Annotated in this window: 25 protein-coding genes, 1 other RNA gene and 2 pseudogenes; 12 read left to right on the top strand and 16 right to left on the bottom strand. The window is 61.0% G+C overall.

The window, feature by feature from the left end; genetic code table 11:
- Positions 1 to 14 precede the first annotated feature (14 nt).
- The 8 genes from pheT to CCX87_RS20765 all read right to left on the bottom strand — a co-directional run bounded on the left by pheT (position 15) and on the right by CCX87_RS20765 (position 9197).
- Positions 15 to 2462, bottom strand: coding sequence for a phenylalanine--tRNA ligase subunit beta (gene pheT, locus CCX87_RS08290; protein ID WP_087745427.1), 2448 nt, complete (start codon positions 2460 to 2462; stop codon positions 15 to 17).
- A 125-nt stretch (positions 2463 to 2587) separates the two neighbouring features.
- Positions 2588 to 3640 (bottom strand): phenylalanine--tRNA ligase subunit alpha, encoded by a 1053-nt coding sequence (gene pheS, locus CCX87_RS08285; protein WP_087745425.1) that lies wholly within the window; start codon positions 3638 to 3640, stop codon positions 2588 to 2590.
- A gap of 101 nt (positions 3641 to 3741) precedes the next feature.
- Positions 3742 to 4101: a 50S ribosomal protein L20 gene (gene rplT / locus CCX87_RS08280; protein WP_005795139.1), complete on the bottom strand. Its 360-nt coding sequence runs from the start codon at positions 4099 to 4101 to the stop codon at positions 3742 to 3744.
- Positions 4102 to 4126: 25 nt separating this feature from the next.
- Positions 4127 to 4330 carry a 50S ribosomal protein L35 gene (gene rpmI, locus CCX87_RS08275; protein ID WP_005795135.1) on the bottom strand — a complete coding sequence of 68 codons (204 nt, stop codon included), beginning with the start codon at positions 4328 to 4330 and terminating at the stop codon, positions 4127 to 4129.
- 173 nt (positions 4331 to 4503) lie between these two features.
- Positions 4504 to 5109, bottom strand: coding sequence for a translation initiation factor IF-3 (gene infC, locus CCX87_RS08270; RefSeq protein WP_087745424.1), 606 nt, complete (start codon positions 5107 to 5109; stop codon positions 4504 to 4506).
- A gap of 80 nt (positions 5110 to 5189) precedes the next feature.
- Positions 5190 to 7109 (bottom strand): threonine--tRNA ligase, encoded by a 1920-nt coding sequence (thrS, locus tag CCX87_RS08265; RefSeq protein ID WP_087745422.1) that lies wholly within the window; start codon positions 7107 to 7109, stop codon positions 5190 to 5192.
- Positions 7110 to 7427: 318 nt separating this feature from the next.
- The gene (gene aceA / locus CCX87_RS08260; RefSeq protein ID WP_087745421.1) at positions 7428 to 8759 is read right to left on the bottom strand and encodes an isocitrate lyase; all 1332 of its coding nucleotides are present in this window, start codon (positions 8757 to 8759) and stop codon (positions 7428 to 7430) included.
- A 93-nt stretch (positions 8760 to 8852) separates the two neighbouring features.
- A complete protein-coding gene (locus CCX87_RS20765; protein WP_143218343.1) occupies positions 8853 to 9197 on the bottom strand; it encodes a hypothetical protein in 345 nt (114 codons plus the stop codon).
- 36 nt (positions 9198 to 9233) lie between these two features.
- Here CCX87_RS20765 and CCX87_RS08255 point away from each other — a divergent pair, with 36 nt between their 5' ends.
- Positions 9234 to 10196 carry a DMT family transporter gene (locus tag CCX87_RS08255; protein ID WP_087745419.1) on the top strand — a complete coding sequence of 321 codons (963 nt, stop codon included), beginning with the start codon at positions 9234 to 9236 and terminating at the stop codon, positions 10194 to 10196.
- Here the strand turns inward: CCX87_RS08255 and rraA are convergent.
- Positions 10182 to 10694, bottom strand: coding sequence for a ribonuclease E activity regulator RraA (gene rraA / locus CCX87_RS08250; RefSeq protein WP_087745416.1), 513 nt, complete (start codon positions 10692 to 10694; stop codon positions 10182 to 10184). The two genes, CCX87_RS08255 and rraA, sit on opposite strands and share 15 nt — an antisense overlap.
- A 277-nt stretch (positions 10695 to 10971) precedes the next feature.
- On the opposite strand from rraA, the gene CCX87_RS08245 reads away from it, so the two are divergent.
- The 9 genes from CCX87_RS08245 (at position 10972) to hemP (ending at position 18434) form a co-directional block, all read left to right on the top strand.
- On the top strand, positions 10972 to 11304 hold the full coding sequence (locus tag CCX87_RS08245) for an SWIB/MDM2 domain-containing protein (protein ID WP_087745414.1): 333 nt from the start codon (positions 10972 to 10974) through the stop codon (positions 11302 to 11304).
- A gap of 315 nt (positions 11305 to 11619) precedes the next feature.
- Positions 11620 to 13788: a TonB-dependent receptor gene (locus CCX87_RS08240; RefSeq protein ID WP_232476558.1), complete on the top strand. Its 2169-nt coding sequence runs from the start codon at positions 11620 to 11622 to the stop codon at positions 13786 to 13788.
- Positions 13789 to 13815: 27 nt separating this feature from the next.
- Complete coding sequence (locus tag CCX87_RS08235; RefSeq protein WP_087745410.1) at positions 13816 to 14505, top strand: Fe2+-dependent dioxygenase; 690 nt, start codon at positions 13816 to 13818, stop codon at positions 14503 to 14505.
- 125 nt (positions 14506 to 14630) lie between these two features.
- Positions 14631 to 15770, top strand: a complete 1140-nt coding sequence (locus CCX87_RS08230) for an alpha-hydroxy acid oxidase (protein ID WP_087745407.1) — start codon at positions 14631 to 14633, stop codon at positions 15768 to 15770.
- Between the two features lie 101 nt (positions 15771 to 15871).
- Entirely contained in the window at positions 15872 to 16144 is a 273-nt protein-coding gene (locus CCX87_RS08225; protein WP_087745405.1) for a (2Fe-2S)-binding protein, read from the top strand.
- Between the two features lie 100 nt (positions 16145 to 16244).
- The gene (locus tag CCX87_RS08220; RefSeq protein ID WP_087745403.1) at positions 16245 to 16943 is read left to right on the top strand and encodes an energy transducer TonB; all 699 of its coding nucleotides are present in this window, start codon (positions 16245 to 16247) and stop codon (positions 16941 to 16943) included.
- A gap of 25 nt (positions 16944 to 16968) precedes the next feature.
- Positions 16969 to 17685 carry a MotA/TolQ/ExbB proton channel family protein gene (locus CCX87_RS08215; RefSeq protein WP_087745401.1) on the top strand — a complete coding sequence of 239 codons (717 nt, stop codon included), beginning with the start codon at positions 16969 to 16971 and terminating at the stop codon, positions 17683 to 17685.
- 3 nt (positions 17686 to 17688) lie between these two features.
- Complete coding sequence (locus CCX87_RS08210) at positions 17689 to 18099, top strand: ExbD/TolR family protein (RefSeq protein WP_087745399.1); 411 nt, start codon at positions 17689 to 17691, stop codon at positions 18097 to 18099.
- A gap of 182 nt (positions 18100 to 18281) precedes the next feature.
- Complete coding sequence (gene hemP, locus CCX87_RS08205; protein WP_232476556.1) at positions 18282 to 18434, top strand: hemin uptake protein HemP; 153 nt, start codon at positions 18282 to 18284, stop codon at positions 18432 to 18434.
- Positions 18435 to 18747: 313 nt separating this feature from the next.
- Here hemP and CCX87_RS08200 read toward each other — a convergent pair whose 3' ends face one another.
- Both CCX87_RS08200 and CCX87_RS08195 read right to left on the bottom strand, forming a co-directional pair.
- Entirely contained in the window at positions 18748 to 19704 is a 957-nt protein-coding gene (locus CCX87_RS08200; RefSeq protein WP_087745395.1) for an IS110 family transposase, read from the bottom strand.
- 398 nt (positions 19705 to 20102) lie between these two features.
- Positions 20103 to 20510 (bottom strand): GlcG/HbpS family heme-binding protein, encoded by a 408-nt coding sequence (locus tag CCX87_RS08195; RefSeq protein ID WP_087745393.1) that lies wholly within the window; start codon positions 20508 to 20510, stop codon positions 20103 to 20105.
- A gap of 213 nt (positions 20511 to 20723) precedes the next feature.
- Between CCX87_RS08195 and CCX87_RS08190 the strand changes: the two genes are divergently transcribed.
- The gene (locus tag CCX87_RS08190; RefSeq protein WP_087745392.1) at positions 20724 to 21419 is read left to right on the top strand and encodes a Bax inhibitor-1/YccA family protein; all 696 of its coding nucleotides are present in this window, start codon (positions 20724 to 20726) and stop codon (positions 21417 to 21419) included.
- A gap of 427 nt (positions 21420 to 21846) precedes the next feature.
- Here CCX87_RS08190 and CCX87_RS08180 read toward each other — a convergent pair whose 3' ends face one another.
- Complete coding sequence (locus tag CCX87_RS08180; RefSeq protein WP_087745388.1) at positions 21847 to 22626, bottom strand: DUF1624 domain-containing protein; 780 nt, start codon at positions 22624 to 22626, stop codon at positions 21847 to 21849.
- A gap of 265 nt (positions 22627 to 22891) precedes the next feature.
- Here CCX87_RS08180 and CCX87_RS08175 point away from each other — a divergent pair.
- Positions 22892 to 23461 (top strand): annotated as a pseudogene (locus CCX87_RS08175) (IS3 family transposase); the annotation flags it as partial.
- 57 nt (positions 23462 to 23518) lie between these two features.
- On the opposite strand, the pseudogene CCX87_RS08170 reads toward CCX87_RS08175, so the two are convergent.
- The 4 genes and pseudogenes from CCX87_RS08170 to ubiG all read right to left on the bottom strand — a co-directional run.
- Positions 23519 to 23692, bottom strand: a pseudogene (locus CCX87_RS08170) (Arm DNA-binding domain-containing protein); the annotation flags it as partial.
- A gap of 204 nt (positions 23693 to 23896) precedes the next feature.
- Positions 23897 to 24282: a transfer-messenger RNA gene (gene ssrA / locus CCX87_RS08165) on the bottom strand.
- 13 nt (positions 24283 to 24295) lie between these two features.
- Positions 24296 to 24961, bottom strand: coding sequence for an HAD family hydrolase (locus CCX87_RS08160; RefSeq protein WP_087745385.1), 666 nt, complete (start codon positions 24959 to 24961; stop codon positions 24296 to 24298).
- 8 nt (positions 24962 to 24969) lie between these two features.
- Entirely contained in the window at positions 24970 to 25680 is a 711-nt protein-coding gene (gene ubiG, locus CCX87_RS08155; protein ID WP_087748243.1) for a bifunctional 2-polyprenyl-6-hydroxyphenol methylase/3-demethylubiquinol 3-O-methyltransferase UbiG, read from the bottom strand.
- Positions 25681 to 25711: the final 31 nt, after the last annotated feature.

Below are 25711 nucleotides of genomic sequence, written 5' to 3'. Positions count from 1 at the left end.
CTCCCGGTTCTACATCAAACACGCAACCGTCCACCGGTGCGGGCAACCAATTGGGCCACAACAGCCTGCACCGCAGTATCGATCTCGGCTTCCGTCAGCGTTGCCTCGGCACGCCCCAGCGTCAGGCGCACCGCCAGACTCTTCTCGCCGGCAGCCAGTCCGCCGGCGGGCGCAACTTCGCCAGCGCGCAAGGGCTTGGGTCGGTACACGTCAAACAGCACGGCGGAACGCAGCATGGTGCCGGGCACAGCCGCCGCGATGGCATCCATCACCTCGGTATGCGTCACGCGCTCGGCCACCACCACCGCCAGATCGCGCTCGACCGCCTGGTGCTTGGCGACCGGCTGGAACTGGGGCACCACGCGCTGCAGCACCGCGTCAAGCTCCAGCTCGAACATCACCGGCGCCTGGGGCAGATCCCACGACTGGCGCCACTGCGGATGCAGCTCGCCCACAAAACCGATGGCGCGGCCGTCCACCAGCACGCGTGCGCAGCGGCCGGGGTGCATCGCGGGGTGGGTGCCAGGCTCGAACGTGGCGCGCAAGGGCGCCAGCAGCGCTTGCACATCGCCCTTCACGTCGAAAAAATCAATGGCCTGCTCCTTGCGGCCCCATTGCAGCATGTCGTTGGGGCCGTAGGCCAGACCGGCAACACGCATAGGCTGGAGGAAACCTTCCACCGTGGTGTCGGTGTTGCGCACGCTGGCGTCGCGCAGGAACACGCGGCCCAGTTCGAACACGCGCACGCGCTGGGCCTTGCGGTCCAGGTTGAACTTCAAAACTTGTAGCAGAGAACCCAATAGCGTAGAGCGCATGACGCTCATCTGGCTTGCAATGGGGTTGAGCAGCTTGATGGGCTGCACATTGGCTGCCAGCTCATGTTCCCAGCGCTCTTCCACAAAGCTGAAGTTGATCGTCTCCTGGTAGCCCAGGCCCGCCAGCGAGCGGCGCACGGCAAACGGGCTGCGCGTGGCCTCGGGAGCCAGCTTGGGCGTGATGGGCGCCAGCGGCGGCGTGGTGGGCAGGTTGTTATAGCCCACCATGCGCGCAACTTCTTCGATCAGGTCTTCCTCGATGGTGATATCGAAACGGTATGCGGGGGGCGTGACCGTGAGTGTGCCCTCGCCCTGCACCACGGGCAGTCCCAGGCGCTGCAACGCATCGGCACACTGGGCTGGCGTCAGCGGCATGCCGATAACCTTAGCGGCACGCGCCACACGCAGCGTGACGGGCTGCGGCACAGGCAGGTTCATCGCCTGGTCATCCATGGGGCCGCACACCGTCTCGGGCGTACCGCAGATATCGATGACGAGTTGGGTGATGCGCTCGATGTGCTCCACAGTCAGGCTCGGGTCCACGCCGCGCTCGAAGCGGTGACCGGCATCGGTCGAGAAGTTGAAGCGGCGCGAGCGGCCTGCCACTGCCTTGGGCCACCAGAACGCGGCCTCGATGTAGATGTGCTTCGTGTCGTCGGACACCGCGGTCGCGTCACCACCCATGATGCCGGCCAGCGATTCAACCTGGTTGTCGTCGGCGATCACACCCACCTTGTCGTCCACGGTGATCGTGTTGCCATTGAGCAGCTTGAGCTGCTCACCCGGCTTGCCCCAGCGCACATGCAAGCCGCCGTGGATCTTGTCCAGGTCAAAAATGTGCGACGGGCGGCCCAATTCGAACATCACATAGTTCGAGATGTCCACCAGCGGCGACACGCCACGCTGGCCGCAGCGGGCCAGGCGGTCCAGCATCCATGGCGGCGTGGCAGCGCGTGTGTTCACGTTGCGCACGATGCGGCCGGAGAAGCGGCCACACAGGTCGGGCGCGCTCACCTTCACGGGCAGTTTGTCGGCCAACTTGGCGGCCACTGCGGGGAACGACGGCTGCTGCAGCGGCACGCCTGTGAGGGCGGACACTTCGCGCGCGATGCCATACACGCTCAGGCAATGCGCCAGATTGGGCGTCAGCTTCAGGGTGAACAGCGTGTCATCCAGGTTCAGATGCACACGAATGTCCTGGCCCACGGGCGCGGAGGTATCCAGCTCCAGCAGGCCGCCATGGTCTTCCGACAGCTTGAGCTCACGGGCAGAACACAGCATGCCCTGGCTCTCCACGCCGCGCAGCTTGCCCACCTTGATCAGGAAAGGCTTGCCGTCATCGCCAGGCGGCAGCTCGGCGCCCACCAACGCGCAAGGCACCTTGATGCCCACGCGGGCATTGGGTGCGCCACAGACGATGTTGAGCAGGGCGCCCTGCCCCACGTCCACTTGGCACACACGCAGACGGTCGGCGTCGGGGTGCTGCACGGCCTCCTTGATTTCGCCCACCACGATCTTGGTGAACGGCGGCGCCACGGGGCGCAGCTCTTCGACTTCCAGGCCCGCCATGGTGAGGGTGTCGGCCAGTTCTTGGGTGGTCAGCGGTGGGTTGCAGAATTCGCGCAACCAGGACTCGGGGAATTGCATAGTGGAGAGATTCTTTGGCGTTTGCTATAAAAAAAGCAGCTACTTGCGCTTGTCAAATATTGGTTTCAGGCTTAAATCATTCTGAAACCCAATGAAATAAAGCGCGAGCAGCTCACTTTTTTGCATTATTGGAACTGCGACAGAAAGCGGATATCGCCGTCGAAGAACAGGCGCAGGTCGTTCACGCCATAGCGCAGCATGGTCAGCCGGTCAGGCCCCATGCCGAAGGCAAAGCCGATGTACTTCTCGGGGTCGAGCCCCATGTTGCGCACCACGTTGGGGTGCACCTGGCCCGAGCCAGCCACTTCGAGCCAGCGGCCAGCCAATGGGCCCGCCTGGAACTGGATGTCGATCTCGGCGCTGGGCTCGGTGAACGGGAAGAAGCTGGGACGAAAGCGCAGCACGAGGTCGTCGCTTTCAAAGAAGGTGCGGCAGAAGGCCGTGAAGATGACCTTCAGGTCCTTGAAGCTCACGTTCTCACCAATCCACAGGCCTTCGCACTGGTGGAACATGGGCGAATGCGTGGCATCGCTGTCCACGCGGTAGGTGCGACCCGGCACGATGACGCGAATCTCGGGCATGGGCTGGCCGGCATCCAACAGTGCACGGTGGGTCTTGACGTGCTGGACCGCGTGGCGCACCTGCACCGGGCTGGTGTGGGTGCGCAGCAGGTTGGGGGCGCCGGGGGTGCCGCCCTCGACATAGAAGGTGTCGTGCATGGAACGCGCGGGATGGTCTTCCGGCGTGTTCAGTGCGGTGAAGTTAAACCAGTCGGTTTCGATCTCGGGGCCTTCGGCCACGTCGAAACCCATGGAGCCGAAGATACCCTGGATGCGTTCGAGCGTGAGCGATACCGGGTGCAGACCACCCTGCCCGCGCTGGCGGCCTGGCAGGCTCACGTCCAGCGCTTCGGCCTTGAGCTGCACCTGCAGTTCGGCGTCGGCCAATGCCTGGCGGCGCGCAGTGAGAGCTGCCTCGATGGCCTGCTTGGCCACGTTGATGGCCGCACCGCGAGACTTTTTCTCCTCGACGGACAGCTGCGCCATGCCCTTCATGAGCTCGGTCACGCGGCCCGACTTGCCCAAAAACTGCGCCTTGGCGTTTTCGAGGTCAGCAGGGGTGGCGCTTTGGGCAAACAGTTGCGTCGCGCTCTCGACCAGGGAATCCAACTCGTTCATATCGACTCTTGAAAATGAACAAGGGCTAGTGCCTTTTCAAGCCCTAGCCCTTGCTGTTATTGCGCAAGCAGCTATCAAAACGATAGCCACTCATCGTGAACTCAAGCAGCCAGCTTGGCCTTGACTTGTTCCACGATGCTGCCAAAGGCAGCCTTGTCGTGCACGGCGAGGTCGGCCAGCATCTTGCGGTCGATCTCGATGGATGCCTTCTTCAGGCCGTTGGCGAACTGGCTGTAGGTCAGGCCCAGTTCACGGGCAGCGGCGTTGATACGGGCGATCCACAACTGGCGGAACACGCGCTTCTTGGTGCGGCGGTCACGGTAGGCATATTGCCCAGCCTTCATTACCGCCTGTTTGGCGATACGGAAGACGTTACCGCGGCGACCACGGAAACCCTTTGCAAGGGCGAGAACTTTCTTGTGACGGGCACGGGCCGTTACACCACGTTTGACGCGAGGCATGTATGTACTCCTTGTTCGTCAGTTATTAAAGGCCAGCGCTGGGCAGCATTTGTGCGATCGAGCCCATATTGGTCTCATGCACATTCACTGCACCACGCAGATGGCGCTTGTTCTTGGTGGTCTTCTTGGTCAAGATGTGACGCTTGAAGGCTTGACCGCGCTTGACGGTGCCACCGGGACGAACGCGGAAACGTTTTTTCGCGCTGCTCTTGGTCTTCATTTTGGGCATGTGAATGCTCCTTTTCGTTGTGCTCGTGAGGCGTTTGCAAACCGATCTGCAAACTTGTTGGCCCCGAGCCACTTTTATCGAAAGGCTTTCGCCTTTCGCTCGACGATGCCAAAGCACCACCGACTCGAACACTGCACTCTTGCGAACGCAGTGTTCAAATTCTCAAAACCACCTCAGGCCGAAGTGCCGGAAACTGAAGCAGTTTCTGCCACCGGCTTGGCTGTAGGCTTCTTCTTGCCAGGGGCAATCATCATGATCATCTGGCGGCCTTCCAGCTTGGGAAACTGCTCAATGATGATGCTGTCAGCCAACTCATCACGAATCCGGTTCAGCAAAGCCAAACCGAGTTCTTGGTGCGTAATTTCACGGCCGCGAAACCGCAGCGTGATCTTGCACTTGTCTCCATCCGCCAAAAAACGGCGAATGTTGCGCATCTTGATGTTGTAGTCGCCATCGTCCGTACCCGGACGGAATTTGACTTCCTTGATCTCGATGACCGTCTGCTTGGCCTTGGCTTCGGCAGCACGCTTTTGTTCCTGGTACTTGAACTTGCCATAGTCCATCAGGCGGCACACTGGCGGATTCGCCGTCGCGGCGATTTCCACCAGATCCACATCCAACTCGCCCGCCATGCGCAGGGCTTCCATCAAGCTCACCACTCCCAAAGGCTCATTCTCAGGCCCGGAAAGACGGACTTCGGGGGCCATGATTTCACGGTTCAGGCGGTGCTTGCGCTCTTCACGGTGGCGACGATCACGAAATTCAGTAGCGATGGCTATCTTCCTTGAATCAAAATGCTACAAAATAAGTAGCTAACACCGCACAATGGGCGCGGGCCAGAGCATGTTTTCTATCAAAATCACACTTTGGAGGCGATGTCCTGGGCGATCAACTCTGCGAACGCTTCAACGGACATCACGCCGAGGTCTCGATTGCCCCGGCCGCGCACTGCGACGGCACCTGCTGCCTTCTCCTTGTCACCAGCGACAAGTATATAAGGCAGCTTTTGCAACGAATGCTCGCGTATTTTATACGTAATCTTCTCGTTGCGCAGGTCGAGCGCCACCCTAAGGTCTTGATGGGGCAGTGCTTTTTGCAGTTTTGCAGCCATTTCACGACAGTAATCGCCCTGCGCATCGGTGATGTTGAGCACCGCAATCTGCACCGGCGCCAGCCAGACAGGCAACGCGCCGGCATGCTGCTCGATCAGGATGCCGATGAAACGCTCCAGACTGCCCACAATGGCACGGTGCAGCATCACGGGGCGATGGCGAGCGCCGTCTTCCCCTACATACTCGGCATCCAGCCGCTCGGGCATGGAAAAGTCCACCTGGATGGTGCCGCACTGCCACTGACGGCCAATCGCGTCCTTGAGCGTGTACTCGATCTTGGGGCCATAGAACGCGCCTTCACCGGGTGAAAGCACGTATTCACAGCCAGAAGCCTCAAGGCTGTCGATGAGCGCGGCCTCGGCCTTGTCCCAAATCTCGTCGGAGCCTATACGCGCTTCGGGGCGCGTAGCGACCTTGTAAATGATGTCGGTAAAGCCGAAGTCCTGGTAGACCTTTTGCAGCAGGCGCGTGAAAGCCAGCACCTCGGGCTGAATCTGGTCTTCGGTGCAGAAAATATGCCCGTCATCCTGCGTGAAGCCGCGCACACGCATGATGCCGTGCAAGCCGCCCGTGGGCTCGTTGCGGTGGCACTGGCCGAATTCACCATAGCGCAGCGGCAGATCGCGGTAGCTCTTGATACCTTGCTTGAAGATCAGGATGTGGCCGGGGCAGTTCATCGGCTTGAGCGCATAGTCGCGCTTTTCCGATTCGGTCGTGAACATGTTGTCGCGGTATTTGTCCCAGTGACCGGTCTTCTCCCACAGCGTCTTGTCAAGCAGTTGCGGGCCCTTGACCTCCTGGTAGCCGTTGTCGCGGTAGACGCGGCGCATGTACTGCTCTACCTCCTGCCACACCGACCAGCCCTTGGGATGCCAGAACACGACGCCCGGCGCATGGTCGTCGATGTGGAACAAGTCAAGCTCACGCCCCAGCTTGCGGTGGTCGCGCTTTTCGGCCTCCTCCAGCATCGTCAAATACTGCTGCAATTCATCCTTGGTGGCCCAGGCCGTGCCATAGACCCGCTGCAGCATTTCGTTGCGGTGATCACCACGCCAGTAGGCCCCCGCCACCTTCATGAGCTTGAAGAACTTGAGCTTGCCGGTGCTGGGCACATGCGGGCCGCGACACAGATCTTCGAAATTGCCTTCGCGGTACAGGCTCACGTCTTCGTTGCTGGGGATGCTGGCAATGATTTCTGCCTTGTAGTGCTCACCCAGACCCTTGAAGTACGCCACTGCCTCATCACGCGGCAACACGCGACGTACCACAGGCTCATCCTTGGCCGCCAGTTCGGCCATGCGCTTTTCGATGGCAACCAAGTCTTCGGGCGTGAAGGGGCGCTTGTAGGCAAAGTCGTAATAAAAGCCGTTTTCGATCACCGGACCGATGGTGACCTGCGCATCTGGAAACAGTTCCTTGACGGCATAGGCCAGCAAGTGGGCGGTGGAGTGGCGGATCACGTCCAGACCATCGGCATCCTTGGCGGTAATGATGGACAGCGGACTGTCAGCCGTGATCTGGTAGCTGGTATCTACCATCTGGTCTCCGATCTTCCCCGCCAATGCGGCTTTGGCCAGACCCGAGCCAATGGAGGCTGCCACTTCGGCCACCGTGACGGGGCCCGGAAACTCGCGCTGTGAACCGTCGGGAAGCGTGATGTGAATCATGGGGGTAACTCTTTCTTTTCAATCAGTGCAATGGGTGCGGGCACGCGCCAGGCCCAGGAAACAAAAAAGCGCGGAACAGGGCCGCGCTTCTTGGAGGTGTGTGCAATCTCGTGCAGGCGCGAACAGCCAGCCTTAACGGCCGGTCAACATCTCCGATGTAGTTCGCGGTGTCATAACCAGATTGCCTTTCTCGCTCTTGTGCAGTGAATTTACCCCTATTTTAACCTTGCAGACAACAAAAAAGCCCGAAGCATTTGGACCGGGCTTTTTGGTGAGTGCATTTCGCGCCACAACCAAGCGGCGCAGAAAGCTCTCAGATCAGTGGAACTGCTCTTCTTCGGTCGAACCCGTCAGGGCCTTCACGGAAGACGAACCGCCCTGGATCACCGTGGTCACGTCGTCGAAGTAGCCTGCGCCCACTTCCTGCTGGTGCGACACGAAGGTGTAGCCCTTGTCGCGTGCTGCGAATTCAGGCTCTTGCACCATGTTCACGTAGTGCTTCATGCCTTCGCCGTTGGCGTATGCATGGGCGAACTGGAAGGTGTTGAACCAGTTGATGTGGATACCGGCCAGCGTGATGAACTGGTACTTGTAGCCCAGTGCCGACAGATCTTCCTGGAAGGACGCGATCTGCTTGTCGTCGAGGTTCTTCTTCCAGTTGAACGATGGCGAGCAGTTGTACGACAGCAGCTTGCCGGGGCAGGCGGCGTGCACGGCCTGCGCGAATTCACGGGCGAATCCGATGTCTGGCACGCCGGTTTCGCACCACACCAGGTCGGCGTAGGGAGCGTAGGCAACACCACGGCTGATGGCTTGCTCCAGGCCGTTCTTCACGCGGTAGAAGCCTTCTTGCGTGCGCTCGCCGGTCAGGAAAGGCTTGTCATTGGCATCGTGGTCGGACGTGATCAGGTTGGCGGCTTCTGCATCGGTGCGGGCCAGCACGATGGTGGACACGCCCATCACGTCAGCAGCAAAGCGTGCGGAGATCAGCTTTTCGCAGGCTTCCTGCGTAGGCACCAGCACCTTGCCACCCATGTGGCCGCACTTCTTTACAGCGGCCAGCTGGTCTTCGAAGTGCACGCCTGCTGCGCCCGACTGGATCATGTTTTTCATCAACTCGAAGGCGTTCAGCACGCCGCCGAAACCGGCTTCTGCATCCGCCACGATGGGCAGGAAATAGTCGATGAATTCCTTGTCGCCGGGGTTGATGCCACGGCCCCACTGGATTTCGTCGGCGCGCTTGAAGGTGTTGTTGATGCGTCGAACCATGGTGGGCACCGAGTCGTAGGCATACAGCGACTGGTCGGGATACATGGTTTCGCTGGTGTTGCCGTCAGCGGCGACTTGCCAGCCCGACAGGTACACGGCTTCGAGGCCTGCCTTGGCTTGCTGCATGGCCTGGCCGGCAGAGATGGCGCCGAAAGCGTTGACGTAGCCCTTCTTGGCGCCGCCGTTGATCTTGTCCCACAGCTTTTCAGCACCGCGCTTTGCCAGCGTGTGTTCGATGGGCAGCGAGCCGCGCAGGCGCACCACGTCAGCGGCGGAGTAACCGCGCTTCACACCCTTCCAGCGGGGGTTCTGGGCCCAGTCTTTTTCCAGGGCGGCAATTTGCTGTTCGCGGCTCAGTTGTTCGTTCAGGGATTGGGGCATGAGATCACTCCAGGGGGTTGGTTGAAAACGCCGGGCTGCTGTGTGCCGCCCTTGAAGACAACTTTATGTCTTCTATAAGACTTGCGCAAGCTCTTATGTCTTATATAAGATATAAATTTTTTCATTAAAAAACAATAACTTATCAACAACATTCCTCAATATGAAAATAATTTTCTCGTATTGAGAAAATTTGCGGCGATGCAGCATGTTCAGTATTTCAAATAATGAAATTGAATTTTTGTATCGTGAGAAATTCCATCGACAAATGCCCCGCTGACCTTCGTGCGTGCTGTCCGCAATGTAGACCGGGTTGGTTTCACCCATGCGACATATCCCCCCGCGTGCAACCGCGCGCTCCCTCGCGCTGGATGTTCCCATCCACCGTTTCCACCCACGAAGGCGCATCAGCCCGGAAATGGACCTCGCTTCGTCGGGCATGATGCACGCGTCCTGATTTCTCAATCTTCCAGCCCAGTGAACGCCCCAAGCCGCCCTATCGCCTATCTGTGCCTGGCCCTGAGCATGGCACTGGTGGGCAGCTATGTAGCGCTGTCCAAGCCGCTCGCAGCCGCTTTGCCTGTGTTTCTGCTGGCCTGGTTGCGTTTTGGAATTGGCGGGCTGGCCATGGTGCACTGGCTGAAGAAGCCAGCCGACGAACCGCCACTCACGCCCCAGGTACGGTGGCTGCTGTTTCTGGAGTCCTTCCTGGGCAATTTCCTGTTCACCGTCTGCATGATCTATGGCGTCAGCCTGACCAGTGCCGTGACCGCAGGCGTGATCATGGCCGCCATACCGGCGGCCGTCGCAGTGATGAGTTGGGCCTTCCTGCGCGAACGCGTGGCGCCCCGCACTTGGGTGGCGGTGGCCTGTGCGGTGGCCGGTATTGCACTGCTTTCGCTATCAAAATCAGAGCATATTGCGCATGCACCACAAGCGCTAGATGCCAAAAACACTTCAAACCTTGTCTGGCTGGGGCAATTGCTTCTGGTGGGTGCCGTGGTCTGCGAAGCGGCGTATTCGGTCATCGGCAAGAAACTTACAGGGGCACTCGGACCCAAACGCATCACCTCGCTGATCAACGTGTGGGGGTTTGCGCTTTCCACCCCGCTGGGCCTTTACATGGCCTGGGGGTTTGACTTTGCAGCGGTAGGCTGGGCCACCTGGCTGCTGCTGGTGTTTTATGCGCTGGCCGCCTGCATGTGGACCGTGTGGTTGTGGATGACAGGCCTGAAAGTCGTGCCCGCCGCGCAAGGCGGCATATTCACCGTGCTGCTGCCTGTCAGCGCCGCCCTGGTGGGTGTGCTGGTGTTGGGCGAGTCCTTCTCGGGCCTGCAGTTGCTGGCGTTCGGCATTGCGCTGGCCAGCGTGCTGCTGGCCACCCTGCCCACGCGCGCGGCCTTGCGTGTGGGCCAGCGGGAAGGCTCAGGCCAACAGTGACCGGGCACTGACCACGATACCGTCGGCATCCGCATAAAGCCAGTCGCCAGTGCGCACCCACACGCCCTGGATCTGCACCGCCACATCGCGCTGGCCTTCGTTGCGCTTTTCGGTGGGCAGGGGCATCAGGCCCAGGGCGCGTATGCCCACGGCGGCGGCGTTCAGCTCGGCAACATCGCGCACGCAGCCATCCACCACCAACCCCGCCCAACCATTGCGGGCAGCGGCGGCGGCCAGATTGCCGCCCACCAAGGCGCGGCGCAACGAGCCTCCGCCATCCACCACGAGCACGCGGCCCTGGCCGGGGGAATCCACTGCGGCCTTGACCAGGGTGTTGTCCTCGAAGCACTTCACCGTTGCCACGGCGCCGGCAAAGGCCGCCAGGCCGCCGTAGCTCTGAAATACGGGCGGCAGCACGCGAAATGTGCCGCTGCCATCGCCCTTGTGCGCATCGCAGAAATCGCAGGTGCTGAATGCCGTGGAAGAAGGGGCTGTCATGGCTGGGAAACCTTTCACGCGGGAAGTTGCAGGGAAAAAGCGGATGGCCACCTGGGCGTGGGCGCATTGTCTCGCAGCGCGCCCCGCCCCCGATGGCGCGGCAATGGACTTCTTTCATGACCCACGGCCGCACCCACAGTGCACCACAGCAACAAATCGAGGGAAAAAAAGCGCCGTCTCGCTTGGAAAGGTGTTTTTTTCCCAGTAGCATCCCTGTGCCAGTGGGAAATTCTCGCTTTCGCTGGTGAAAATTTACTTCCAACAAGGACAACCCAACATGGCAACTGCAAAAAAAGCTCCGGCAAAAGCCGCTCCCGCAGCCAAGGCGCCCGCTACCCAGGCCGCCGCGCCCGCCAAGAAGCGCACACCCAATGCCGCCTTCATGAAGGCGCTCACGCCCAGCCCCGCGCTGGCCGCCGTGGTGGGCTCGGCACCGCTGCCGCGCACGGAGATCATCAGCAAGCTGTGGGTCTACATCAAGGCCAACAACCTGCAGGATGCCGCCAACAAGCGCAACATCAATGCAGACGCCAAGCTCAAGGAACTGTTCGGCAAGCCGCAAGTGTCGATGTTCGAACTGGCCGGCCTGATCGGCAAGCACGTCAAGTAAGCAGCCCTTCCCTGGCTGTCTCAAGAAAACCGGCTTTGCCGGTTTTTTTTCGCCGGAAAGCCTGAAAACTGTGGCGCCACAACATCAATGCAAATGAGAATGACCCGCATTTGATGTAACATAAAACTGCACGACGACGCACAGCCATGTTGATCTAGCCAATGCCTCTCGCCTGCTCTTGGCGCCCCTGCGCGCCACCTGCACATCCATTCAATGACGGAGGCCTCCTTGGCAAAATCACGCGCCCAGCAGCGCAGCACACCGCTGCGTTCAAACCCTTTCCCCGCTCCCACCACGCACGCTCCCACGCTTGGCATGTCGTCGGACAAAACCCTGCTGCCCCTGGGCGCACTGATGCTGGCCGCCTCTATGGGCGCCATGGCGCAGTCCAGCACGCCGGAAGCAACCTTGTCCACCGTGACCGTGAAGGAAGCGGCTGAAGTCCAGGGCAAGGACACGCTGCTGCTCAAAAAAACCACCGTCGGCAAAGGCAAGCAGGACATCAAGGACATCCCCCAGTCCGTCACGGTGTTCACCGAAAAGCTGATGGCCGACCGCAACCAGGACGACTTTCGCGAAGTGCTGCGCACCACGGCAGGCGTCACATTCCAGGCGGGCGAAACAGGTGAAGAAGACGTGCGCCTGCGCGGTTTCTCGCTGGGCCAGGCGGGCGACATCTACAACGACGGCATGAAAGACGCCCCGCTGCTGGAGCGCGACACCTTCAACAACGACCGCGTGGAAGTGCTCAAGGGTTCCGCCTCCATGCTGTTTGGCAAGGGCTCGACCGGCGGCGTCGTCAACCAGGTGAGCAAGGCCCCGCTGCTGATTGACCAGCACGAAGCCTCGTACACCTATGGCACGGGCAACTACCACCGTGCGACGGGTGACTTCAACTTCGTGACCGGCGAGAACGCCGCTTTCCGCCTGAACGCCATGGTGCAGGATGCCGACAACTACGGCGCCAAGCAGAACAAGCGCGGCATTGCGCCCACCTTTGCCTGGGGCATTGGCACGCGTGATGAATTCTCTATCGGCCTGTACTACCTGAAAGCCGAAGGTCGCCCGATCTACAACCACCCATGGCGCCTGTCGGCCGATGGCAAGATCAACACCACCTTGCCAGCCCGCAACTACTATGGACTGGAAAGCGACTACAACAACACCGAATCAAAGTACGCCACGCTGGGCCACATCCACCGCTTTACTGACGGGGGTGAGCTGAACACCCGCCTGCGCTACGGCAACTACCAGCGCGACATGCTGGCCAGCACCATTGGCTTTCAGAACAGCGCCATCACGCTGGACCAGATCAACGCCAACACGGTTCTGACCCGCGGCTCCAAGGGCCGCATTGGCGAAAGCGACGTCCTGCAAGTCCAAAGCGACTACAGCAACACCTTCAATTGGGGCGGCAAAAAGCATGCGCTGCTGGCCGGCGTCGACTATTACGACGACGACGCCAAACGCAACCAGAACTACGCCAACACCACCACACGCCCCACCACCACCGTCGGCACGCCAGACGATGGCGCATCGGTGGCCGACGGTCGCGTCCCCGTACAGTGGAACACCTTCAAGTCGCGCAACCTGGGCCTGTATGCACAGGACACCATGTCCCTGACAGAGACACTCAAGCTTGTGGGTGGCCTGCGCTATGACGACTTCAAGGCGTCGTACCGCAACGCAGCAGGATCGATCAGCAATGAAGTGTCGGACAGCCTGTTCAGTCCGCGCGTCGGCCTGATTTTCCAGCCCGATGAGCTGTCGTCTTACTACGTGTCGTACGGCACCTCGTACAACACCTCGGGCGACACGTACCAGTACGACGTCAACCTGAGCAACACGACCAACCGCACAGCCAACACGCCACCCGAGAAGAGCCGCAACATCGAAATAGGCAGCAAGTTCGAGCTGTTCGAGCGCCGCGCCCTGCTGGGTGTGGCCGCGTTCTACAGCGAAAAGTACAACGAGCGCAACACCGACCCCGACACCGCTTCTACCCAACAGCTGCTGTCCGGCAAGCGCCACGCCACGGGCATGGAGTTCAACCTGGCCGGCCGCATTACGCCCAAGTGGGAAGTGTTCTTCAACCACACCTGGATTCCTGAAGCCAAGATCGACCGCAGCAACGTCGTGCTGGCGAGCAACGGCGGCGGCGCCCAGGTGCAGGGCGATCGCCCAGGGCTGACACCCAAGCACAGTGGCAGCGTGTGGAGCACCTACGCCATCACGTCCAAGATTCGTGCAGGCGCTGGCCTGACCTACCGTGGCAAGCAAAACCCCGAGGGCTCGCGGGCGGTGTATACCAGCGGCTTTGGCGTGATCGATGCCATGGTCGAATACGCCATCGACGACAAAACCTCCGTCAAGCTCAACGTAAGCAATCTGGCCGACAAGGTCTATGCCGACGCTCTGTACCGTGGGTTTTATATTCCTGGCGCGGCCCGCTCGGTTCAGGTCAGCCTGAAGACCCGCTTCTGATCCACCGCCTTACACCGCCAGCGCACCATGTTCCTGCACATCCAGAACGTTCTGACCCCTGAGGAAATCGCCTTTTTCAGGCAATCACTCGGCGCAGACGCCCCCTGGGTGGACGGGGAACGCAGTGCTGGCGGCCAGGCCCTGTACCAGAAGAACAACCTGCAGCTGTCGCAAGGCAGCGCGCTGTCCGCACAGCTGCAGGCCCGGGTCAAAGAAGCGCTGCACCGCAACGCCCTGTTCTTTTCGGCGGCGTTGCCGCGCCGCATCTTCAACCCGCTGTTCAATAACTACGGCGATGGCGCCAACTTCTATGGCAACCATGTCGATAGCGCCGTCATGCACTCGAAGGCAGACAACTGCTGGGTGCGCAGCGACCTGTCGTGCACGCTGTTCCTCACCCCGCCAGAGGACTACGACGGCGGTGAACTGGTCATCACCGAAGCCCTGGGCGAAAAGCGCATCAAGCTGCCTGCGGGCGACATGGTCCTGTACCCTAGCAGCACGGTGCACCAGGTGTCGCCGGTCACGCGTGGGCACCGCATCAGCAGCTTTTTCTGGGTGGAAAGCATGGTGCGCGGGCTGGAACAGCGCCAGCTACTGTTTGACATGGACATGTCGCTGCTCAAGCTGCGCCAGGCCCATGGCGAAAAGGAACCCTCGGTCATCGCGCTCTCGGGCACTTACCACAACCTGCTGCGCATGTGGGCCGACGTATGACGCTGCAATCATCCAGGCGGTTGCGCACCAGCGTCCTGACCTGATGGCATGTCCGCCCATATTTGCTCATTTTTCAATAGCACCTCGCGCTTGCTGAATAAGCGCTAGGTGCTGTTTTTGCTTGTATGACCTACATTCCTGCACGGCACACGCTTCCCCCGGACATCGTCAACCTGGCAGACCACGAACGGCAGGCACGCCAGCAGCTGGACGACAACGCCTGGGCCTACTTCAGCGGCGGCGCCGCCGACGAGATCACCCTGCGAGCCAACCGCAGCGCCTGGGATGCGCTGCCTCTGTGGCCGCGCGTGCTGCGGCCACTGGCGGGCGGCCACACCCGGGTCAAACTGCTGGGCCGCACGCTGGCGCACCCCATCCTGCTGGCGCCCGTCGCCTTCCAGCGCCTGGCCCACCCCGACGGCGAGCTGGCCATGGCCTACGCAGCGGCAGCGCTGGGCGCGGGCGTGGTGCTCAGCACCCAGGCCAGTGTGTCGCTGGAGGCCATTGCGCAAGCAGTGCTGCCCGACCCCGGGCGCGGCCCGCTGTGGTTTCAGCTTTATCTGCAGCCAGACCGGGGCTTTACCCAGGCGCTGGTGCAGCGCGCCGAAGCCGCTGGCTACGAGGCCCTGGTGCTCACGGTGGACGCGCCATCGAGTGGCGTGCGCGACCGCGAACGGCGCGCGGGCTTTCGGCTGCCACCCGGCGTGGGCCCGGTCAACCTTGCGGGCTTGCAGGCGCCGGCCTCGCCCGAATTGCGCCCCGGCCAAAGTGCGCTGTTTGACGGCCTGCTGCACCACGCCCCCACCTGGGACGACGTTGCCTGGCTGCAGTCCATCACCCGCCTGCCCGTGCTGCTCAAAGGGGTGCTACATCCGGCCGATGCGCGCCAGGCGGTGTCGGCGGGCGCGGCGGGCCTGATCGTCTCCAACCATGGCGGGCGCACGCTGGACACGGCCCCCGCCACCGCCAGCGCCCTGCCGCGCGTGGTGCAGGCCGTGGGCGGCGCGCTGCCGGTGCTGGTGGATGGCGGCATCCGGCGCGGCACCGATGTGCTCAAGGCCATGGCGCTGGGCGCATCGGCCGTGCTGGTGGGACGCCCCGCGGTCTGGGGCCTGGCCCATGCCGGCGCCGCCGGCGTGGCGCATGTGCTGCGCCTGTTGCGCGACGAACTCGAAATTGCCATGGCCCTCACCGGCTGCGCCACGCTGGCCGATGCATCACCGGCGCTGCTGGATGCAGATTTCACCGGCAACGGCTGGCGCTGAAAAATCTATCTCCCTCCGGGCAGAATTGATTTATTGCAAATACGATAGATTCGTATTTATAATCACCCCACTCACAACAGCCAGCCAAACTGCCTGCCGCCATGATCGTCTGTGTTTGCCGCCGAATTTCCGACCGTGAAATTGCCCGCCATGCGCGTGCAGGAATGAGTTTCGACGATATCCAGTTCGAGCTGGGCGTTGCCACCCAATGCGGATGCTGCGAAAGCTGCGCCCGCGATGTGGTGGCGCAATGCAGCGCAACCAGCCCGGTGGCCGCCCTGCACAACGAGGTCGCGGCGCAACCGGTCCAGCTTGCCAACTCCATTTTGGAAAGCAAGTCATGGAACTCCTCTCTACACTCGCGGGCAGCCTGATCTTCGTGGCCGGTTCGGCCTGGTGGATCTTTCGCAAGTAATCTGAATACTTTTAGGCGCTAGCGCTTACCCAGTAAGCGCATGCAGCTATCATTTTTATATGTCCCAACGAGATCGTTTTGCCGCCTCGGGCGGCGTAAGCCGCAATGCCGTGATCGTGGGTTCGGTGGTGATGCTGCATGTGGCGGGCCTGTGGGCGCTGCAGTCGGGCCTGCTGCGCCGCGCGGCAGAAGTGATCGTGCCCGCGGAACTGCTGAGCGAATTCATCGCGCCCCCGCCCCCCCCCGCACCCAAGGTGGCGCCACCGGCACCACCTGCCCCGCCGCCTCCGCCCAAGGCAGCTCCCAAGGTCCAGGCCCCGCGCCCGGCCCCCATGCCCGTGGCCATTGCCGACCCGACACCGGCCCCGAATGCCCCGGTGGGCATCACCACGCCGCAGCCGCCAGCGCCCCCCATCGAAGCACCGGTGGCGCCCCCGGCCCCGCCCGCGCCTCCAGCGCCGCCCGCCCCGCCCCGCATCGAGATGCCGTCCAGCAATGCCGCCTACCTCAACAACCCCAAACCCAGCTACCCAGCCATCAGCAAACGCATGGGCGAGCAAGGCAAGGTGGTGCTGCGCGTGCTGATCGGCACCGACGGACTGCCGCAGAAGGTGGAAATCAACCAATCCAGCGGCTATGACCGCCTGGACCGCCAGGCCCAGGAGGCCGTGATGCGCTGGCGCTTCGTGCCCGGCAAGCGCAATGGCGTGCCCGAGGCCATGTGGAACCTCGTTCCCGTCAACTTTGTTCTCGAATAATCCAATCACCGTTCAGGGAGTTTTCATGGAATCGCAATTCGGCATCGCCAACGTCTGGACGCAGGGCGACTTTGTCACCCGCGCCGTCGCCATCTTGCTGCTGGCCATGTCGCTGGCCTCGTGGATCGTCATCGTCATCAAGGCGCTGGACATCATCAAGTTCAAGAAGCACGCCCGCACGGCGCAGGACTTCTGGCACAGCGAAGACTTCGCCGCCGCCCTGACCAAGCTGGGCAACGACCCCACCAATCCCTTCCGCCACTTGGCCCTGGAAGGCCGCGAAGCCACGGCCCACCACCGCAACACCAAGGCCCACCTGCACGACAGCCTGGACGTGAGCGACTGGGTCACCCGCTGCCTGCGCAACTGCATTGACGAGTTCACGGCACGCATCCAGTCGGGCCTGGCCATCCTGGCATCGGTGGGCTCCACGGCGCCGTTCATCGGCCTGTTTGGCACCGTGTGGGGCATCTACCACGCGCTGCTGGCCATCGGCACCTCGGGCCAGTCCACCATCGACAAAGTGGCCGGCCCCATTGGTGAGGCACTCATCATGACCGCGCTGGGCCTGGCGGTGGCCATCCCGGCGGTGCTGGGCTACAACGCGCTGGTGCGTGGCAACAAGTCCATCCTGAACGGCCTCAACAGCTTTGCCCACGACCTGCACGCCTACTTTGTCACCGGCGCCCGCGTGAATGCAGGCGAACCCGGCAAGGTACTGCCCATGAAGAAAGGCAACTAAGCCATGGCCTTCGGAACCCAAGACGACGCCGATGAGGTGATGAACGAGATCAACATGACGCCGCTGGTGGACGTCATGCTGGTGCTGCTCATCATCTTCATCATCACCGTGCCGGTGATGAAACACTCGGTGAACGTGGACCTGCCCCGCGCCACCAACCAGCCCGAGCTCATCAAACCCGAAACCGTGCGCCTGTCGGTAGCCGCCGACGGCCAGTATTTCTGGAACGGCGCGCCGGTGGCCGACGAAGAACTCTTCTCGCGTCTGCAGGCCGAAGCTGCCAAAGCACCCCAGCCCGACCTGCACATCCGCGGCGACAAGGAAGTGCGCTACGAACGCGTGGCCCAGGCCATGGCCGCCGCCCAGCGCGCTGGCGTGCGCAAGATCGGCTTCGTGACCGAGCCGCAGCCATAGGCGGTTTTGAAGGGCACATGCCTTGCTGCACGCACCCATCGAGAAAAATCGCTTGACTTGCAATTGCGAATAGTTATCATTAACACATCCAATCGCAAAGCACCTGGACCATCATGCAAGCCAACTTGACCAACGCCTCACCCCTGCGCTCGACCGCTTCCGATCTGGCAGCATCGTCCCTGATGCTGACCCACCCGCTCGCGTCGCAAGCTGCCCCTGCCGCCGTCGAAAGCAGCGAACTCTTGCAGGGACAAAAAGCCGTGGCCATTCGCCACAACGGATCGGTTTACCGCCTGCAGGCCACCAAGCTGGGCAAGCTGATCTTGACCAAATAAACCAGGGTGCGCGAGCCGGCCAGCGGGGTCAGCCCCCCTACGCACCATGATCGGCCAGCGTTCCTCTTTCAGTCCTTTTCAAGGTTTCATCGTGGGGAGACTCCCGGGCTTGTCACAAGCCCGCCAGGGTCTTTTTTGCCAGCCAACGGGCGTGCCCGCGTAGCCAGGCTTTTTTCCTCGTTCCCAAGCAGCGGACGGCACAAAAAAACCGGTTCGAAGACCGGTTTTTTGTTTTGAGCACGTTTTTCCCTGATTAGCAACTTGTCTCAGATGTCTCACCCCATCCGTTCGGGCTGAGGTTCTATCGTTTGTGTCAACCCTTGACGGCCATCAGCGAGCTATCGAAGTCGCTTTGTTGCTTGAACAACGAGAAGGCTACGCGCAGGAGTTTTCGGGCAAGCACAATCAGCGCTGCGGTCGTGCTCAGTCCTTTAGCGCGCTGGGCAAGATAAAAGCCGTTCCACGTCTTTGTGCGCGCGGCTGACATGGCAGCTGCGTACAGCAGGCGCCGGATCTCCGGCCAGCCCCTCTTGGACAAGCGCCTTTGGCCCGTCTTCTTGCCGGAGTCGTTCGGGCGCGGATCCAGTCCTGTAAATGCGATCACCGCATCGGCACTGCGCTCGTGCATGCGCCCAAAGAGCATCACCAGCAACGACCCGCAGACCAGGCCCAGGCCGGGCACCGAGGTGATGTGCTCGAACGCCTGGCGGCTCGGTGGGTCAGCCTGGATGATCACTGCCAGTTGCGCGTCGATGTGTTCAATGGCTTCCTGCAATGCCTTGAGCACCGGCGCGTCCAGACTCGCGAGCATCTTATTGTGGCTGCCCGCCTGCGCCAGAGCACTGCGCTGACGCACCAAGGTTGCACGGTGGGCAATGAGCTCGCGCAACTGGGCTTGACTGGCCGTGGGCGGCTGCCACTGGCGCAGTTGCTCATGTTCGCGGCAGATATAGCGGGCCAGCACAAGCGCATCGATCCGGTCGGTCTTGCCGCGCTGACCCACCGACTGCGCGTAGCGACGCGCATCCAGGGGATTGAGAACATAAACACGCAGGCCCGCTGCATGAGCGGCCTGTGCCAGCGCCGTGTGATAGCGGCCAGTCGACTCCAGTGCCAGCACGCAGCCAGGGCGCAGTGCGCGCAGCAGTTGGCAGATGCCTTCGCGCGTATTGGCATATCGGCGCACGTTGGTGTGCCCATGCACGGCGACATCCAGATGGGCGCTTGCTACATCTACGCCAACAAATTCAGTAGCTTGTTGGGTCTTCATCGCTCAAAATACGAGTGCCGGGGTGGACGCCTGCTGTCGGCGTGAGCTTGCAAGAATTGGCGATCGAGACTGCATCGTGCAGGTGACGTCGCCAGGTTCCTTATCGACGCTCGGCGCAGGGATGGGGTAATGACTCAGTAAGTCGATCCGTTGGGTCTAAAGCAACGGCCGATGCCTGTCGATGTCCCTCCATCCCGGCTCCTCGCCCTTTCTTGAAGTTTGGTTGATGGAGACCAAACCATACAAGCTTGTCGAAGCCAGGGCGCTCCTTGCAAACAGCCCTTCGACAAGCTCAGGGCGAACGGGGTCTGAGATATGTCGCTAATCAGGCATTTTCGCCTCCAGCGCTTGATATACAAGCGCCATTAGCTACTATTTCAATAGCAATTCATCGCCAATCAAAGGCCCAACGCCGCAATGCCCGCACGTGCAATCTGCGCGTCTTCCGTGGATTTCACACCGCTCACCCCCACCGCGCCCAGGCACTGCCCGTCTTTCATGATCGGCACGCCGCCTTCGAGCAAGCCTTCGATGCCGGGTGCGCTGAGAAACGCCGTGCGGCCACCGTTGACGATGTCTTCATACACCTTGCTCTCGCGGCGGCCCAGGGCGGCCGTGTGGGCCTTGGCAGGCGCGATGTGCGACGACACCGCCGCCGCGCCGTCCAGGCGCTGCAGCCACAGCAGGTGGCCCCCGTCGTCCACGATGGCGATGGTCACGGCCCAGTGGTTCTTCAGCGCTTCGGCTTCGGCAGCCGCCGCAATCTTCTTGACGTCGGCCAGTTCGAGTTCGTGTTTGATTTTCATGGTTGTCATGCAGGGTTGAGGGGGACTGGATGGCAGGGCCCCCGGACGAAAACGGCAAGCATAGCGGCAGTCGGCCCCCTGCAAACCGCCGCCTGGGGCGAAACAATAGTGACCTAAACTGTCTGACCGGGTGCGGTTATTGCATTTGGCCAGAACACCGCCACATAGAATTCAGCGGTCTGCGTCGTGCAGGCCAACTAGGAGAGACACAAGATGAATGACCAAGTCACCACCCTGGGCCACTCTGCGGGCTATGGCATCTCGCAGGAGCAGCGCCACAAGGTGCTGCGCAACACTTACTGGCTGCTCGCCCTGAGCATGCTGCCCACCGTGCTGGGTGCATGGGTTGGCGTGGCCACGGGCATCACCCAGTCGCTGAGCGGCGGCCTGGGCCTGATTGTTTTCATGGGCGGCGCTTTTGGTTTCATGTTCGCCATCGAAAAAACCAAGAACTCGGCGGCGGGCGTGCCCGTGCTGCTGGCCTTCACCTTTTTCATGGGCCTGATGCTGTCACGCCTGATCGGCATGGTGCTGGGCTTCAAGAATGGCACCGATCTCATCATGACCGCCTTTGCCGGCACCGCAGGCGTGTTCTTCGTGATGGCCAGCCTGGCCAGCGTGATCAAGCGCGACCTCTCGGGCATGGGCAAGTGGCTCATGGTGGGCGCACTGGTGCTCATGGTGGGCGCGGTCATCAACGTGTTTGTCGGCTCTTCGGCCGGCATGATGGCGATCTCGGTCGCGGCCATCGGCATCTTCAGCGCCTACATGCTGTATGACCTCAAGCAGATCCTGGACGGCGGCGAAACCAACTACATCAGCGCCACCCTGGCCCTGTACCTGGACATCTTCAACGTGTTCCAGAGCCTGCTGGCCCTGCTGGGCATCGCGGGCGGCGAGCGCGACTGATACATGCGCTGCTGGGCATCTTGACCACCATCAAAAGGGCTCCTGACGGCCAATGCCAGACAGTTAAGCCCAAGCGAAGCTGATCTGCTCTAAAAGGGAACGTGTTCAACATGTTCCCTTTTTTGTTTTGAGCCTGCTGCAAACCACCCAGAACGAGACGCTGGAGGCGATGCCTGCCAACGCGATAGCCGAGTTGTAGCGTGCTGCGGGATCCTGCCTGGATCGAACACGCGCTGGCCGATCCGCATGGCCAAACATGAAGGGGTTGCTGCGCCGACCCGCATCAGCTTGCGTACGGCGCGCCATGCCATCGTAGGGGCGATCAACACAGTGCATCTGGTGCGCCCTGGCTCCTTGCCTGCACTCTTGCAGTGGCTGTTGGAGCAAGACCGCTGCCCACGCGAATACCCCTGCGGTCAGCACCGCACTACCGTTTCAGCACCCAGCCCAGCGCCATCAATCCACCGATCATGACCGGCTGGTGCAGCATGTAGTAGCTCAGGCTCCACCGCCCCAGCGATGCCAGTGGCCGCAAGAACGGCGGCACATCCCGCGGAACCCAGTTTGCGGATCGGGAAAGCATCCACTGCCCTGCCGCCAGCCCCCACCAAAGCACCCCCAGCCAGGGCAGCACCGGCACGTAGTCTTCCGTAAACGGCTTGCGGGACACCAGTCCGAGCCAGTTCAGTGAGCGTGCATTGAGCACCGGCGCCCACTCTGCCCACACCCCCGTCAGCAGCAGCTGCGCGCACCACGGCAGCGCCAGCGCAACCAGCCCCGCCAGCCACAGCCAGCGCCCCCAGCCCGCCGTGAAACGCACCACCAGCAGCATGACCGCCATGCCGTGCAGCACACCGAAATAAATAAAGCTCTGCGGAAACATGACAAACGAGCTGATTGTCACTAGCAGCGCACACCCAGCAATCTGCAGCCAGCGCCGCCCAAACCGGCCCCACCCCTGCCCTTGCTTCAAGGCGATGGCCTGCCCCAGACCCGCACAGAAAAGAAAAAGACTCACGATGGCGGTGCGCTGCCAAGTCCAGAAAGGATCGGCGCGAAAATTCTGTGGCCAGTAGCCGAAATGGCTGAGGTCGAAGCAAAAATGAAACACCGTCATCCACAGCATGGCAAAACCCCGAAGGGCATCCACGCTGTTGTAGCGTACGGTCAAGCTGGTGGCGATGGAGTGCGGGTGAATGACAGTCATAAGTAGCGCAGCAAGGTACTCGCCAGCATAGCTGACCGAGTTGCACCGTCCGGTTCGGTCTGACTGGATGAATATCGAACAGGATCGGCATAGGGGCCTCCAATCTTGGAGGCCCCTATGCCACACCACCCGGCATGCGGGTCGGCGAGCCCTGCGAAGTGGTCTACGTGCCGCTGGCCGACGAGAAAAAGAATGGCGACACGAACACCATCCATTACCTCGTTGTCCGGTTTGCCGGCGATCAGGTGACTGCGGTGCAGGTGGTTACGCGTCCTACCTTGGTGAGATCAGTCCAGCACCTGAGAACATCATCAACCGCGACTTCCAGGCAGCGGCACCCAATGAGAAGTGGCTTACTGACATCACCGAGTTCCAGATCCCAGCGGGCAAGGTGTACCTGTCGCCCATCATCGATTGCTTCGATGGCATGGTGGTGAGCTAGACCATCGCAACCAGTCCAGACGCTGAGCTTGTCAACACAATGCTGGATGCTGCCATCGAGACGGTGACAGAAGCCGGCGACCGACCGGTGGTCCACTCCGACCGCGGGGGCCACTACCGCTGGCCAGGCTGGCTATCAAGAATGAGCGACGCGAACCTCACCCGCTCGATGTCTCGCAAGGCATGCTCTCCTGACAACGCAGCCTGCGAGGGTTTCTTCGGCCGGCTGAAGAACGAGCTGTTCTATCCTCGGGACTGGAAGGCCACGACCATTGAGCAGTTCATTGAGGTGGTCGACGACTACATCCGCTGGTACAACGAGAAGCGGATCACAATCTCCCTTGGCTCTCTCAGCCCCATTGAATACCGGGCGAGCCTTGGACTTGCGGCATAAAACCAGTCCAAGTTTTTATCCGCATCCCCGGTGGATCAATATTCAAGCGGCGCCGACAGGATAGCTGCCCAGCGCCATGCGGCCCTCTTTTCCATCGGCATAGGTTTTCCAGAACCAGCGCTTCGACTCGGCCGGGCTCACCTCCAGGTACAGCCCCAAGACATCGGTGAAGCGGGTCCGCTTCTTGTCTGCTGGGCAGGTGGCGTTTGTGCAGTGCTTGTCGGTCAACATGGGCAGGGCCTCCAGACGGGGAACAAGGGCAGACCGGGGAACAAAATCCCGTTCCCCGGACTTTACCCCGGTTTGTTCCCCGGTTCCCCGGTTTTGCTCTGGCTGTTAGCGGACATCCGCGCACATAGGCGCACGATAACTTGATGATTCTCCAATGAAAAAGGGCGTTCGCCGGATATTGGCAAACGCCTTTGGACGTTGTAATGGTGGAGCTGGCGGGAATTGAACCCGCGTCCGCAAGCCTTCATCGAGCAGATCTACATGTTTAGCGGTCTGATTTAAGTCTCGCCGCCGGTGTCGCGCAGTCGCACGCTACACCGGCCGCCAGCACCCTATTTTCTTACCCCAGTCCAAGGTACCCGGATCAAGGCCAGCCCATGTAATTATCCTTGCAGCCGGGAGGCACTGATTGCTCAGACCCCCTTGCCCAGCCCATCGGCCAACTGTTGCAAGGCTCACTGGCAATTAAGCAGCGAGTGCGAAACGTTCGTCGTTTGCAGTTAGTTTTTTAAATCGAGATTTACGAGCGTGACTCAAGCTCGACATGCACCACACCGATTCCGAACCCACGTCGAAACCAGGACAGCCCCTAGAAGATCTATTTTAGGCCTTCCCGAGCAATTGCAAGAGCTCGGTCGGTGAATTTATTACTGCATGGGCCCCCCATTGCAGTGGATCTGCCTTCGCCCCCAGATATCCATACGTCGCAGCCACAGTGCCCATCCCAGCGGCAAGACCGGCGATGATATCCCGCTCATCGTCACCGACGTAAATACAGAACTCCGGAGCCAATTCCAGACGCGCTGCGGCTTCCAGAAGGGGCGCTGGGTGCGGCTTGGCGTGGGGTGTTGTGTCCCCGCTCACAACAGCACCGGCTGTAGTGAACAGCGGCATGGCAAGAATGAGTGGTTCAGTAAAACGGGCCGATTTATTGGTAACCACGCCCCATTGCATTTGTTTTTGCAGCAGTTGCTCAATGAGTTGACCCACTCCATCAAACACAGTGGTCAGATGGGTCATGCGTCTTTCGTAATTCACGAAAAACTCTTCACGCAACGCTTCATAGTCGGGGTGTTCTGACGTCATGCCAAACGCCTCACCCAGCATGCCCCGAGCTCCAGCACCAGCCATGGGACGGTAACGGTCCGCAGGCAAGGACGGCATACCGCGGTCTGTGCGCATCTTGTCAGCAGCTGCACCGAGATCGGGAGCGCTATCAATCAAGGTCCCATCCAGATCGAACAATACAGCGCGAATGTTGTGAAACATACTGCGCCTCACGCAGCACGACGAGTGGCAAACATGTAGTTGACACTGGTGTCATTACCAAGCCAGTAGCGGCGGGTGAGCGGATTGTGTTCAAGACCACAGGTGTGCGTGACGTTCAGTCCAGCGGCGCGGCAGCTACCTGCGAGTTCGCTCGGACGAAGCAGCTTTGCGTATTCATGCGTGCCGCGTGGCAGCATGTTCAAAATGTATTCTGCCCCCACGATGGCCAGCATGAAAGCCTTAGCGCTGCGGTTGATAGTGGAAAAAAAGACCCATCCACCAGGCTTCACGAGCCGCGAGCAGGACTGAACAACAGATGCAGGGTCTGGTACATGTTCAAGCATTTCCATGCAAGTCACCACATCGAAGCTCTCAGGCTGCTCTGCCGCCAACGCTTCGACGCTCACCTCCCTGAAATTCAGGTGGGTAGTTTGCGCCTCCAACGCATGTAGTCTGGCCACACGCAATGCCTTGGTGGACAGATCAATGCCGGTGACAGTCGCCCCTTTGCGCGCCATGGAGTCCGACAGAATGCCGCCGCCACAACCCACATCCAGCACCCGCTTTGACGACAGGTCTGCCAAGCCGTCAATCCACTCCAGACGAAGTGGGTTGATTTGGTGCAGGGGCCGGAACTCACTCTCAGGATCCCACCATCGGTGGGCTAATTCAGAAAATTTGGCCAACTCGGCAGGATCGGCATTCACAGATTCACTCATGGCATTCATTGTCCATCAAGCTTCAGGCGAG

The organism is Acidovorax sp. T1, assembly GCF_002176815.1.
GTDB lineage: Bacteria > Pseudomonadota > Gammaproteobacteria > Burkholderiales > Burkholderiaceae_C > Acidovorax.
The sequence above is the reverse complement of the archived record's forward strand: the minus strand, read 5'-3'. Positions and strand labels throughout refer to the sequence as shown.

Bases quoted from the DNA above. Each gene is read 5' to 3' on its own strand.
- pheT (WP_087745427.1), bottom strand. From the start codon at position 2,462: ATGCAATTCCCCGAGTCCTGGTTGCGCGAATTCTGCAACCCACCGCTG.
- pheS (WP_087745425.1), bottom strand. From the start codon at position 3,640: ATGAACGAGTTGGATTCCCTGGTCGAGAGCGCGACGCAACTGTTTGCC.
- rplT (WP_005795139.1), bottom strand. From the start codon at position 4,101: ATGCCTCGCGTCAAACGTGGTGTAACGGCCCGTGCCCGTCACAAGAAA.
- rpmI (WP_005795135.1), bottom strand. From the start codon at position 4,330: ATGCCCAAAATGAAGACCAAGAGCAGCGCGAAAAAACGTTTCCGCGTT.
- thrS (WP_087745422.1), bottom strand. From the start codon at position 7,109: ATGATTCACATCACGCTTCCCGACGGTTCACAGCGCGAGTTTCCGGGC.
- aceA (WP_087745421.1), bottom strand. From the start codon at position 8,759: ATGCCCCAATCCCTGAACGAACAACTGAGCCGCGAACAGCAAATTGCC.
- CCX87_RS20765 (WP_143218343.1), bottom strand. From the start codon at position 9,197: ATGCCCGACGAAGCGAGGTCCATTTCCGGGCTGATGCGCCTTCGTGGG.
- rraA (WP_087745416.1), bottom strand. From the start codon at position 10,694: ATGACAGCCCCTTCTTCCACGGCATTCAGCACCTGCGATTTCTGCGAT.
- CCX87_RS08245 (WP_087745414.1), top strand. From the start codon at position 10,972: ATGGCAACTGCAAAAAAAGCTCCGGCAAAAGCCGCTCCCGCAGCCAAG.
- CCX87_RS08240 (WP_232476558.1), top strand. From the start codon at position 11,620: ATGTCGTCGGACAAAACCCTGCTGCCCCTGGGCGCACTGATGCTGGCC.
- CCX87_RS08235 (WP_087745410.1), top strand. From the start codon at position 13,816: ATGTTCCTGCACATCCAGAACGTTCTGACCCCTGAGGAAATCGCCTTT.
- CCX87_RS08230 (WP_087745407.1), top strand. From the start codon at position 14,631: ATGACCTACATTCCTGCACGGCACACGCTTCCCCCGGACATCGTCAAC.
- CCX87_RS08225 (WP_087745405.1), top strand. From the start codon at position 15,872: ATGATCGTCTGTGTTTGCCGCCGAATTTCCGACCGTGAAATTGCCCGC.
- CCX87_RS08220 (WP_087745403.1), top strand. From the start codon at position 16,245: ATGTCCCAACGAGATCGTTTTGCCGCCTCGGGCGGCGTAAGCCGCAAT.
- CCX87_RS08215 (WP_087745401.1), top strand. From the start codon at position 16,969: ATGGAATCGCAATTCGGCATCGCCAACGTCTGGACGCAGGGCGACTTT.
- CCX87_RS08210 (WP_087745399.1), top strand. From the start codon at position 17,689: ATGGCCTTCGGAACCCAAGACGACGCCGATGAGGTGATGAACGAGATC.
- hemP (WP_232476556.1), top strand. From the start codon at position 18,282: ATGCTGACCCACCCGCTCGCGTCGCAAGCTGCCCCTGCCGCCGTCGAA.
- CCX87_RS08200 (WP_087745395.1), bottom strand. From the start codon at position 19,704: ATGAAGACCCAACAAGCTACTGAATTTGTTGGCGTAGATGTAGCAAGC.
- CCX87_RS08195 (WP_087745393.1), bottom strand. From the start codon at position 20,510: ATGAAAATCAAACACGAACTCGAACTGGCCGACGTCAAGAAGATTGCG.
- CCX87_RS08190 (WP_087745392.1), top strand. From the start codon at position 20,724: ATGAATGACCAAGTCACCACCCTGGGCCACTCTGCGGGCTATGGCATC.
- CCX87_RS08180 (WP_087745388.1), bottom strand. From the start codon at position 22,626: ATGACTGTCATTCACCCGCACTCCATCGCCACCAGCTTGACCGTACGC.
- CCX87_RS08160 (WP_087745385.1), bottom strand. From the start codon at position 24,961: ATGTTTCACAACATTCGCGCTGTATTGTTCGATCTGGATGGGACCTTG.
- ubiG (WP_087748243.1), bottom strand. From the start codon at position 25,680: ATGAGTGAATCTGTGAATGCCGATCCTGCCGAGTTGGCCAAATTTTCT.